At 56.3% G+C, this 10,492-nt stretch carries 10 protein-coding genes; 2 read left to right on the top strand and 8 right to left on the bottom strand.

Annotated elements, in window-relative coordinates; all coding sequences use genetic code 11:
• Nucleotides 1-153 precede the first annotated feature (153 nt).
• From E5Z01_RS18395 to E5Z01_RS18380, 5 genes are all read right to left on the bottom strand, one after another.
• Nucleotides 154-681 carry a CueP family metal-binding protein gene (locus tag E5Z01_RS18395; protein ID WP_135230705.1) on the bottom strand — a complete coding sequence of 176 codons (528 nt, stop codon included), beginning with the start codon at nt 679-681 and terminating at the stop codon, nt 154-156.
• A gap of 296 nt (nt 682-977) precedes the next feature.
• Nucleotides 978-1,832 (bottom strand): IS3 family transposase, encoded by an 855-nt coding sequence (locus E5Z01_RS18390; protein ID WP_135230704.1) that lies wholly within the window; start codon nt 1,830-1,832, stop codon nt 978-980.
• Nucleotides 1,833-1,852: 20 nt separating this feature from the next.
• Nucleotides 1,853-2,122: a transposase gene (locus tag E5Z01_RS18385; RefSeq protein ID WP_119761250.1), complete on the bottom strand. Its 270-nt coding sequence runs from the start codon at nt 2,120-2,122 to the stop codon at nt 1,853-1,855.
• Nucleotides 2,119-2,307: a hypothetical protein gene (locus E5Z01_RS20420; RefSeq protein WP_420810862.1), complete on the bottom strand. Its 189-nt coding sequence runs from the start codon at nt 2,305-2,307 to the stop codon at nt 2,119-2,121. The genes E5Z01_RS18385 and E5Z01_RS20420 overlap by 4 nt, the downstream gene beginning before the upstream one ends.
• Nucleotides 2,304-2,657 (bottom strand): transposase family protein, encoded by a 354-nt coding sequence (locus E5Z01_RS18380; protein ID WP_240738573.1) that lies wholly within the window; start codon nt 2,655-2,657, stop codon nt 2,304-2,306. Before E5Z01_RS18380 ends, E5Z01_RS20420 begins: the two co-directional genes overlap by 4 nt.
• Nucleotides 2,658-2,808: 151 nt before the next feature.
• Here E5Z01_RS18380 and E5Z01_RS18375 point away from each other — a divergent pair, with 151 nt between their 5' ends.
• Both E5Z01_RS18375 and E5Z01_RS18370 read left to right on the top strand, forming a co-directional pair.
• A complete protein-coding gene (locus E5Z01_RS18375; RefSeq protein WP_135230703.1) occupies nt 2,809-3,321 on the top strand; it encodes a DUF2726 domain-containing protein in 513 nt (170 codons plus the stop codon).
• Between the two features lie 268 nt (nt 3,322-3,589).
• The gene (locus tag E5Z01_RS18370; RefSeq protein WP_135230702.1) at nt 3,590-3,787 is read left to right on the top strand and encodes a hypothetical protein; all 198 of its coding nucleotides are present in this window, start codon (nt 3,590-3,592) and stop codon (nt 3,785-3,787) included.
• 12 nt (nt 3,788-3,799) lie between these two features.
• Here the strand turns inward: E5Z01_RS18370 and E5Z01_RS18365 are convergent, their stop codons facing one another.
• The 3 genes from E5Z01_RS18365 to E5Z01_RS18355 are packed head-to-tail and all read right to left on the bottom strand — an operon-like array spanning nt 3,800 to nt 10,307.
• Nucleotides 3,800-6,436, bottom strand: a complete 2,637-nt coding sequence (locus E5Z01_RS18365) for a TnsA endonuclease N-terminal domain-containing protein (protein WP_135230701.1) — start codon at nt 6,434-6,436, stop codon at nt 3,800-3,802.
• On the bottom strand, nt 6,429-8,384 hold the full coding sequence (locus tag E5Z01_RS18360; RefSeq protein ID WP_135230700.1) for a site-specific DNA-methyltransferase: 1,956 nt from the start codon (nt 8,382-8,384) through the stop codon (nt 6,429-6,431). Before E5Z01_RS18360 ends, E5Z01_RS18365 begins: the two co-directional genes overlap by 8 nt.
• Before the next feature lie 12 nt (nt 8,385-8,396).
• Entirely contained in the window at nt 8,397-10,307 is a 1,911-nt protein-coding gene (locus E5Z01_RS18355) for a UvrD-helicase domain-containing protein (protein WP_135230699.1), read from the bottom strand.
• Nucleotides 10,308-10,492: the final 185 nt, after the last annotated feature.

The following is a 10,492-nucleotide window of genomic DNA, read 5'->3' as shown; positions in this document are numbered from 1 at the left end:
GAATCCTGGGTGAGCGCCCGAAATGCAGCGGGGGTAAAGATCAATTGGCAATTCTCGACCCAGGATGCCCGTCGCAGCTTTGGTCGGCACTATCAAGCTATCCGTATTAATTGAACGCTGTACTAGGCGCGGGGTGTTCAGCTTCTGTAAAGCTCATTGCAGGCGCAGGGTAGTGACGCAGGTGTCGCTGCCTTTCAGGGTCTGCAACTGCCCTTTCACGCTCCTGCCCTGGGCGCTCAGCATGACGTTATAGGTCTGGTTCCTGTCCAGCCATAACTCAAGAAACCCGTTCGGCAGGGTCTTCACCGTGCGGTTAATAACCGTCTTTCCAGCAGCGTTGGTGACCTGCACCTTCACGGGCGTGTTCACCAGTTCACCCTGGCAACCGGACATGAAGTGCGTCTTGCAAGGGTGCGTCTGGTTCACGTAAGGCGCAATGGCAATCACCATTTGTTTCGTGGGCAGCGGAACACTCTCCTGCCGCCCATCGGGAAAGGTGAATTGCACGGCTGAGTCGGTCACGAAGCTCTTCACAGCGGTGCCTTTCCAGGCGTTAGCAAGCTGCATGGCCTTCTGGGGCGTAATGCCTTTGAGTTGATCTAGGGAGGGCGAACTGGGCTGGGCAAGTGCCAGTGAACTGAGGGTGATGAAACCGATGGTCAACAGGGTTTGCTTTTGCATTTGAGTTACCTCTGCTCCACACGCTACGCAGACTGTGTTCAGCTTCTGTAAAGCTCATGACCTCTCCAGGTACGCCAGCAAGTTTACTTAGGCTGTGCCATAATTCAAGAGCATCATTTCGGTTTTAGTTATTTCAGGGGGCGAGATTGACAGACGACAAACGTCAGGTGATCCGTGACTATGCGTTGGCTCTGGAAAGCCACGGGCAGAAGGACAAAGTGGGCTGGCCCCAAAAGTTGGACGGTTTCGAGTAGAGACTCGGCTCCGATCAAGGGTACAACAACGCGGATCAATGCTCATCCAGGGGACGGGATGACGGCCACATTTGCGGCGCTGTGACCGCAAAGGGGGTCGGCAGGCCGCCCCCTGGCCTGCTGGGCAAACTCGTCCGGGGTCAGATAAGCCAGAGACGAATGCGGCCTGGCGCTGTTGTAAAACCTTCGCCAGTCGTCAAGGAGCACCTGGGCATGCTGTACGGAGTAAAAAACCTCTCGGTTCAAGCATTCCTCGCGCAGACGGGAGTGGAAGCTCTCCGCGTAGCCGTTCTGCCAGGGTTTGCCCGGTTCAATGAACCTGGTTCCGATGTCCTGGACAGCCAGCCAGATGCCCAGATCACGGGCAATAAATTCAGAACCGTTGTCGCTGCGGATAAATCCTGGTGCACCACGCTGGGCAACGACCGCTTGCAGCACCTCCTTCACCTCTGCGGAGGTGAAGGACTCGGCCACCCGTAGAGCCAGGGACTGTCTGGTGAATTCGTCGGTCAGGGTCAGGATTTTCAAGGCCGCTCCGTCCAGGGTTCGGTCAAAGACGAAATTGTACGTCCAGACGTGATTGGGATACTCGGCCTGCATCGGAATTGATGCGCCAGTGCGGATTTTCTTGGATGTCTTTCGCTTGACGGTCAAGCCCTCTTCGCGCCAAAGTCGCCGGACTTTTTTCTTGTTGATCTTAACCCCCGTCCTGACGAGCAGGGCGTGAATGAAGCGGTATCCCCGGCGGGGATACCGCCGCGCCAGGTGGTGGATTTGCTGCCGAAGTTCGCTGTCCTGCTGCGGTTTTGGTCGGTAGTGCCAGGAGGATTTGGGAAAGCCCACCAGAAAACAGGCCCGGTTGGGCCTGATATACGCCGTGATGAGTTGTTGCACCACAGCGCGTTTCTGAGTGGGCGTTACCGCTTTTTGCCGATCACGTCCTTCATCGCGTCAATCTCAAGGCGCTGCTGACCCACGATCCGCAGGAGGCGGGCGTTCTCCTTCTCCAGGCGACGAAGCCTGCGGGCTTCGTCTACGTTGGTGTCGCCGTATTTCTTCTTCCAGATGTAGTACGACGCCGTGCTGCACCCGAAGTCTCGGCACAGGTCTTCAATCGACTTGTCGCCTTTTTTGCCTTCCTGGAGGAGTTTGATGATCTGGTCTTCGGTGAATTGACGGGTTTTCATAGGGTGGGCCTCGCTTTCCAGCCTACGGCTGGTGGCGAGCCTTCGTCTCTAGTCAGATTCGTCCGACTTTCGGGGGGCACTCCACTGGACTGTTTGAATAGCGTGAAGTCATGGGTGGCACCGCGACCGGTCGCGGTGCCGATGATCTGGTGCGTGATGGCGTGAACGAGGAGTTGGGCTTTCAAGGTGTGGCACTTTTTCTTGCCGCTGTACCATGCCTTCTGTTTTTTTGGGGTCGTTCACAGGGGATTTCAGTCACGTCTACCAGCACAGCGGCCCAGACTTGCGTTTCGTCTTTGAGAACCCTCTTGCCGGGGAGGGTGAATTGACCACTGGCGAGGAGCGCGTCTTCAACGCGCTCAATGGTGCGTTGTACGGTTGTTTCATCCAGCCCCCAGGCTTGTCCCATGTGGAAGAAAGTGCGGTATTCCCGCCAGAATTCCAGCGTCAGCAACAGTTGATCTCCCAAACTCAGGGCCGCAGGACGACCTGAGCGCTTTTTCTTCAATTCTCTCTGCTGGAGTGCTTCCAGCATGCTCAGAAATGTTTCTGGGTAGACGCCCGTGCGCCTCCTGAATTTTCGTCGATTCAGTGTGAGTACACCCTCGTATTGGCTCTCCCGCATCACGCCAACCCTATCAACCGACTTTCGCAGGAGGTCTATTAAAATTCATGACAGGAAAATCATGTCTTTGATCTCGCTCATTCTTATTCTCGTGGTCGCTGTGGCGGGGCTGGCCCTGGTGCGCTCTCTCGAAGGCAGGAGCCGGGGAACAGGCCGAAGGACGGGCCGCGTTCCCCAGGCGCTTCCGGTGGCCGCCAAAAAATACTTTTTCTCGTGCGCTGAGGGAGAATTTTACGAGACCCTGAAACGGGCGCTTCCTGCGGGCTATCTCACTTTCCCCAATGTGCGCTTGCAGGACGTGTTCTACATCACGGCGAAAGGTGAGGAGCGGCGCGGGGTGTACTCGCAGTTTCAGGACAAGCATGTGGACTTCCTGGTGGTCGAAGTGAAGGACTACCGCCCGGTGCTGGGCATCGAACTCGACGGCCCCAGCCGTGACCGGGCCGAACAGAAGTACCGGGACGCGGTGAAGGAAGTCGTGTTCAGGAGTGCAGGGCTGCCGCTGGTGCGCTTTCGGAACGAGGACAAGTTAAGCCCCTCGGCGCTGGCGGTGGCGCTGGGGGCTTACCTCTAAGCTTGCGACAGAGTTGACGAAACCTGGAGCATGACACGGGCCGGAAGCGGGAATAAGGTCTCAGGGTTGGTGCGGGGGGCAGCACTTGGTTCTACGGGCCGCCTGCCGCCCTGTCCCATGCCTCGCCCGCCCGACTATTGGGCGACGGTGCTTCCCTGCATGGCCTCCCGCAAAGTGGGCGGCTCGGAAGCGGGTCAATCCAGTGTAACTGACGGCCTGCCGGAATTCCTTGGGCAGCACTTTAATCACTCGCATTACACTGGATTTCGTGGAGTGGATTGAAATTGTGGAAGTCCTCAGTCTGGACAGCGAATACGCCGAGGTGCAACTTCCAGATACCAGCATCGAATGGTGGCCGCGCCAGCAACTTCCAGACGACGTGATGCCAGGGGATTCGCTGGCGGTAGATGTGGACGCAGCCACCGGGATTCATCTGCTCCCCCGGATCGGCGGGATGCAGGCTTAACTGAAAAATGAACTAAAACAGCCCCGGTTCCTCCGCCCGCTGGTACTGCGGGAAGCCGAGATCAGCCCAGTGCCGTCCTTTGCTGACGGTGCTACTCCTGACCATGTGGTAGGTCATTTTGCTCGCAGCAGCCACCTGCTCGGCGTACTTCTGCTTAGCCTGCACCACCGGGTCGTCCACCATGTTGTCGCCCTTCACTTCGATAATCAGGAAGTTTCCGTCATGCTTCTCCACCAAGAAGTCCGGGTAGTAACTCCTGACCGTGTTGGATTCTGGATCGATGTACTGCACGAAGAATTCACTCTGCCCGTGCGTCAGCATCCCCGTGAAGTACACGTTCTTCACCTCGTCTAGCCCCAGCAGGTCAGCGAACACCTGCTTCTCCGGCTGCGAGTCGAACGAATACAGGTCAAGGTGGAAACTCTTGGCTTTCTGGGCGTCCGTGGCGTCATTCAGGCCCGTGTACAGCCCTTCCCTGGCGGTGACCTCATAGAACCCGAAGGGCGGCTCCTTGACCAGCAGGTATTCATGTTCCTCGTGATGCTCAAAGGTCTTGAACTCGAACAGCTCACCGAACAGCCGGGGGATGATGTGGTCGTACAGCACCTCGTTCTGACGGTTGACCAGTTCCACCGTCGCGGGCAGGCCGTCCTGCGATTCGGCCAGCGCCTTCCTGATTTCCAGCGGACTGCGGTTCACATAGCGGGAAATCTCAGCCACCAGCGTCAACTCCGAGAACTTCCGCTGCAGGCGCTGCACCAATTCTTCCCTCTTGCCCTTCGCGCTCCCTTTGGTGGGTAAGCCCTCGGTGGTCGTCACGAACGCCCTGTACCCCTCCAGATCGACGCTCTCCAGGGCCAAATCCATCCCAGACTTCAGGGACTTCTCCTTGACCTCCACCCGCTTCTGAATGCGTTTGAGGGTTACTGTGCGCGGCGGCGGCACGGGCCGCACTTTCACGCGCTGGCCCGATTTGCCCTCGCCTCCCAGTTCACCCGTATTCGTGCGGTAGTTCTGCTGCAACTCGGCTTCCAGGATGGCCTTGTTGCTCTCGGTCAGGTAGATATGTCCGGTGTGCTGCACGTCCCCAATCGCCCGCAGGCAGCGCATGGACGCCTGCAACACGAAAATCTTGCTCTTGGGTTCGCGGAACATCGCCACCCCGAAGAGGGATCGGCAGTTCCATCCTTCGCGGCCCTTGTTCACCAGCAGCAGGAAGCGCCGCTCACTGCCCGCCGTTCCCGGCACGTCCAGGTTGTAGAAGTCGCGCAAGTCCTCGTTCTTGGTGAGCTTGTCGTCTCCCACGTTGACCAGAATCTGACTGCGCGTGATGCCACGCTTATCCAGTTCAGCTTCCAGCCGAGGCCGCAGTTCGGTGTTCAGTTCCTCGATGGTCTGAGCGAAAAACGCAATCTTGGGGGGCAGGTTCTCCGGCCTGAGTCCATCCGTGGCCTTCAGGAACTGATCCAAGACGTGCTCCACAAACTGGCTCTGCCGTTCCTTGACGCCTTCGTAGGTTTTGACCTCGATCTTCTTCAGGTAACCATTCTTGATGGCTTCCTTCAGACCGTAGGCGTACACCACTTCTGGCAGAATCTCATTCCCGACGTAAGGTGTCCCGGTGTAGTTAAAGCACGCCACCAGATGCGTGCCGTTCACCTCCAGGCTGGCGGCCAGGGCATCTACGGTCGCACGCAGGGCGGTGATGCTGTTCTTGAGCTTGGTGCCGAAGACGTGGTGCGCCTCGTCGATGTAGACGCCCAACTGCGGAAGAAGCTGGAGTTTCTGAAACCGCTGGTTGGTGGCGAGGTCATCTTCCGTCGGTGGAACGTAATCGCCGTACAGGTCACCAAAACTGTCATACGCCGATCCGGTGGGCTGGTGCAGCTCCGGCGTGGCCGCGAACAGTTGAGAGGCGGGCGTGGCCGCCTTGCCCACGCGCTTCAGAATGATCTTCTGGGTGTTCGAGATCACGATATTGAAGCGCGTGTTGTTCATGGTGTCCAGCGTCATGCCCGCCTCATCCAGAAAATGAAACTTCAGGTTGGCCGTCAGGAAGGGCAGGTAAGCCGGGGGAACCACCAGACTCATGTCCATCGTCTGAATTTCACGAAGGGACTGGAGCACGGTCTTGTCCGGCGCGAACACCAGGGCGTTCTGGCAGTACAGCGGGCTGTGCTGATACTTGTTCGCCAAAAGGAACTCGTAGAAAATGCAGGTCGCCATCAGGATGGTCTTCCCGGTGCCCATGGTCAGCGCAAAGATGTAGTTGGCGTACCTGGTACGGCCCTTGCGAAGCGCCTCGAACACCGGGTCATACGCTGCCGTCTGATCGAACAGGTGACCGGACACACGGCCCTCGAACGGCCCGGTAGAGGAACGCCAGTTCTGAAAGACCTCGTGCAGCGGGCGGTTCTCCAGGAATTCCTTGAGAAACACGTACATTTCCAGCGCCTCGAACTGTGGCGTCCGCAGGAATGAGGTTCCCTTGCTGGGGTCGTTGTGATCGAGGAACTTCTTGCTCAAGTCCTGGTACTCGGCCCTGATCTGCTTGCGGTTCTGCTCGTAGAAGTAACGCAACTCCTTGTAGAAGGCAAACTCGTCCAGGGCGACTTCTTTGGACTCGGTGGCCGTACGTTTCCTAGCCATTGGCGACATCCTGTTCCAGCGACTCGGACAGCAGATCGGTGATCTTCACACGGATGTTGCTCGCGCCCTCCGGTACTTTGTAGCGGCCTTTGACCAGGCCGTTCCTGTCGGGAATGTCCACCTGCGGCTCCGTGATGATTGCCCCGTCGTAATTCCAGTCGATCATCACGGACTCCACCATCTCGCGCCAGTCGGTGACGTTCTCCTGCTGCAAGCTGAGTTTCTGCATGAGGTTGAGGGGATAGAACTGCTTGATGACCAGGTGGCCGTCCTCGATGACGATTTCCGCTTCACTGTCGCGTTTGAACTGCAAGTCCTGGCGGTCACGCAGGATGTCCACCACCTCGATGTCCAGCTTGTAATCGCCCACTTCCTTCTGGAGCTGAGCCTTCAAGTCCGGCTCGTGGCCCATGCAGACCAGTTGAATCTTCTCGACGGCCCTGGAGGGGTGCTCCAGCTTGCGCCGCCCGAACTCCGCGTAATCGAACCCGGAAATCAGGTCACTCAGGTCAGCGCGGGTGGCGATGCGGTTCACGGGCATGATCTTCACCAGCCGCCCGTCCTTCTCGCCGTCGAACAGGTTTCCAGCCGGGAACTTATTGATCTCCAGCGCGTCAATCAGCAGTTCCCTGGCCTGCACAGGGTTACGGAACACGTCGTAGTTGTTCACGTTGTAAATCTCGAACCCGGTGTAGTAGGTGGGGGCGTCCTCACCGAGCTTAGGTTGCTGCTTGGAGAGGTCTTCAGCAACTTTCAACAGGCGCTTGGTGGTGGTCTGAACCGCTCCCAGGTTAATGTCGGCCCCAATGAATCGGCGTCCCAGTTTCATCGCGGCAGCCTGAGCCGTACCCGACCCCATAAAAAAGTCCAAAACAATAGCATGTGGCTCACTGGCTAAAGTGATGATCCTTTCTAGCAGGGCAATAGGCTTCTGAGTCGGATAGCCAACCCTTTCATTCGATTGTGAATTAATAAGAGAAATATCATTCCAAAAGTTTCCAATGGGCCGTCCTTTATCGTCCTCCGGTCTTAATTTTCTAAAGGGCGTGCCATTCCTAGTCCATCCCAGGTTGCCATTTCTGTCAATGACTTCTAACTTCTCACGGCTTACGCGCCAGCCAGAAGCGGGAGGGATATAACCACCATATTCATAAACGAGATTTGGCCTTTCGCCCATCGTGATAGAACTTACGATGGGCCCGTCGTAATATTTTCCCTTTTCATCAATTCGAAAATATTTCTCTTCTAACTCTTCTTCGTTGAGTGGTACTCGAATTCTTTCTTGAAACAGTTCGGCAGAATCACTATTAGAATAGAGTAAAATAGAATCCGTGAAAACATCAAGCCCCTTCGATTTATGCTGTGAACCTTTAGGGTTAGTCGATCTTACCCAAGTAATTTCGTTGCGAAAATTTTCGATACCAAAAATTTGATCCATCATTGTCTTAATATAATGGGATTTATGATAATCACAGTGGAGAAATATAAAACCACGAGATTTCAAAAGTTCTCTGGATATAACTAGTCGTTCAAAAATAAACTGCAAGTACTCATCATTGCTCCAAATATCAGAGTATTGTTTTTCTTCAAACGCACTGCTATTTCCAACAGCAAACTTGCCTTTTGCTTGTATCTTTTTACCGTATTCAGCCCTGCTATCAAAAGGCGGATCAACGTAGATTAAATCAATTTTGCCTCGGAATTCCTTCAGCAGGTGGCTCATCACCTGAAGGTTATCGCCCCAGAAAATCCTGTTGCGCCATTCCTTTCCATCCGGCCCCTCGACACTTTTACCGTGCGTTTCCTTATGCTGGGCGGGGTAGAAGCGGGTGCTGGTAAAGGGCCGTTTGCCGCGCCACCACAGTTCCGGGTAACCCTTGATGGGGTTGGGTTTGAATTCGTAGTGGTCAACGCTCAACAGCGTTTCGGGTTTAGTCGTGTCGGTCATTCAAGTTGTCCTTTAGCGGTCATACCATGCATTGTCACGTGAGCCGTCGCCCTCATAACTGGGGGTCGATTCAAACCGACCATCGTAAGTCCTGACATGCTCGTGCTGATTGGCCCCTGGCCCTCGCTCCTGGCCTTTCTGCCTGGCCCGGCCCATGGTGTAAGCCGGGGGAAGGTGAAAGCCACCAGCACTGATTTCAAGGCCACTGATCCCACACTTGCCAGGGACAGCAGAAGGAACCTGCCCCAGGAGCGGTGTGAACTCTCCCCTGGCGAAGATGGTGAGGTGATGTAGCCCGCGAGTTACCGAGGTATAGAGAAGCGAACCGTCATACGGCGTGTCGGGGCTGAAGTGTTCTTTATCCGCATTCAAGACTATCGCGGCATCGAACTCCAGACCCTTGGCGACCCCGATAGGGACAATGGCAATCCCCCCCTTGTAATCCTCGAAGTTCTGGGTGCGATTGTCCACTTTGAAGGTGCTCGCTCCAGCGTGTCTGATCCGCTGGTAAAGTGCGGCGGCCTCGCCTGGGGAGCGCGTAATCAGGCCGATGTTCCTCGCCCCCTCCCCTTGTAAACGCCTGACCTCGTGGGTCAGCAGCGGCACCAGAGCCTGTTCCTGACTGTACCGGACGAAGTGAACGGGCGGGCCAGGGCGAGGAACGGCCTCCGCCTTCAGGGCTGTGGGCATGACTTCATCCAGCACGAAATTGCTCAGGTTCGTGATTTCTTGGGTGGTTCGGAAAGTTTGCGTCAGTTCCTCCACCTGCTCTGTCCCCGTCCCTAACGCTTCAATGACGACATCCCAGCTCTCAATCCCCCGGTAACGGTGGATGCCTTGCCGTAAGTCACCAAAGACAGCGGCATGGCCTGGTTTCGCGTACCGCCGCAAAAGGGCGTATTGCAGAGGGGAAAGGTCTTGTCCCTCATCAACAATGAGGTACTGAAATTGACCGCCGTTCCCAAAACGGTCACGCAGGGCCGCATCATGGGGCCGCACACCTTCCAGGATGAGTTTGAGCGCCAGTACTAGCGGCAACTCTGTTACGTCAGTCGGTTCAAACACAGTTAACTCGTCTTTCTTAGGCGGTCTGGGGGTTCGGTGAAGGGCATTCACGGCGTTATTCAATGCTTTGCCACTGAACACCCTGGCGACGGCCTGCTCGACATTTCGTCTATTGGCGACAAGAGTCAAATAAGTTTCCCAGGCGCTGGCCTCTTTGAAAATACTGTCAGGGAGGCCCATCAGCTCCTCTTGGAGTTTCTCCAACTCTTCGTTCCAGACATGCGCCTCTATACGTTCCTGTTCAGCCAGCTTATTGAGTGCTTCTGGCAGATCGGTGTAGGCCAGTCGGCGCAACTGGGCCTTAAGTTCGGCGTTCAGCCTCGACCAGCCCGGCTGGGTTGGGTAATTCTGCCATTCTTCAATCTTCTCCCGGAGGGAGGCAAGCGAGACAGCGAACGGAATGGGAAGTGGGGGAGCCACCTCGACGGGTTCCTCTGATTCGCCGGGCATGTCAGCATCAAGTTCCTTTTCTGGAACTTTAGCAACGGGCCTTGGGAGTTCAAGTTGAAGGTCAGTCAGTGCGGCGCGGACATGCTCTGCTATCAGGTGACGCAGGACGTTCTGCATCTCCGGCAGCCCGCGCAGTTTGGCCCTCGCCCAGGCCGCCTTCCTCTCCACTGCCGTGCTTTTCGGGTTAAAGATGACACTCGCCGTTTCATCCGTGAGCTGGTTGATCTGACGGCGTCCACGGTTGACCACGCGCTTGGCCCAGTCCTCGAAGGTGGTCTGAAACACGTCACCAACACCGAATTTGGGCAGGAGTTGCCTGAGATAGCTCAGTAGAAAAGGGTTGGGGACGAACACCGCGATTTTGCGTTCTTCCAGTCCTTTACTGTCGGCTCGATCCTGGTGCAGCAAGGTTGGAATGCGGTGGTAGGCGATGGCGGTCTTCCCACTTCCCGCCACACCATTGACATGGAGTGAACCCCAAAACGCGGACAGAGGAGCAAGGCATGTCGCCCCGGTCAGCCCGTAGGCTGATCAACAGATGGAGGGAGACCGACCATGCCCGGACGACTACACAGCCGCGAATTCAAGCTCGA

Source organism: Deinococcus fonticola (assembly GCF_004634215.1).
GTDB lineage: Bacteria > Deinococcota > Deinococci > Deinococcales > Deinococcaceae > Deinococcus > Deinococcus fonticola.
The sequence above is the reverse complement of the archived record's forward strand: the minus strand, read 5'-3'. Positions and strand labels throughout refer to the sequence as shown.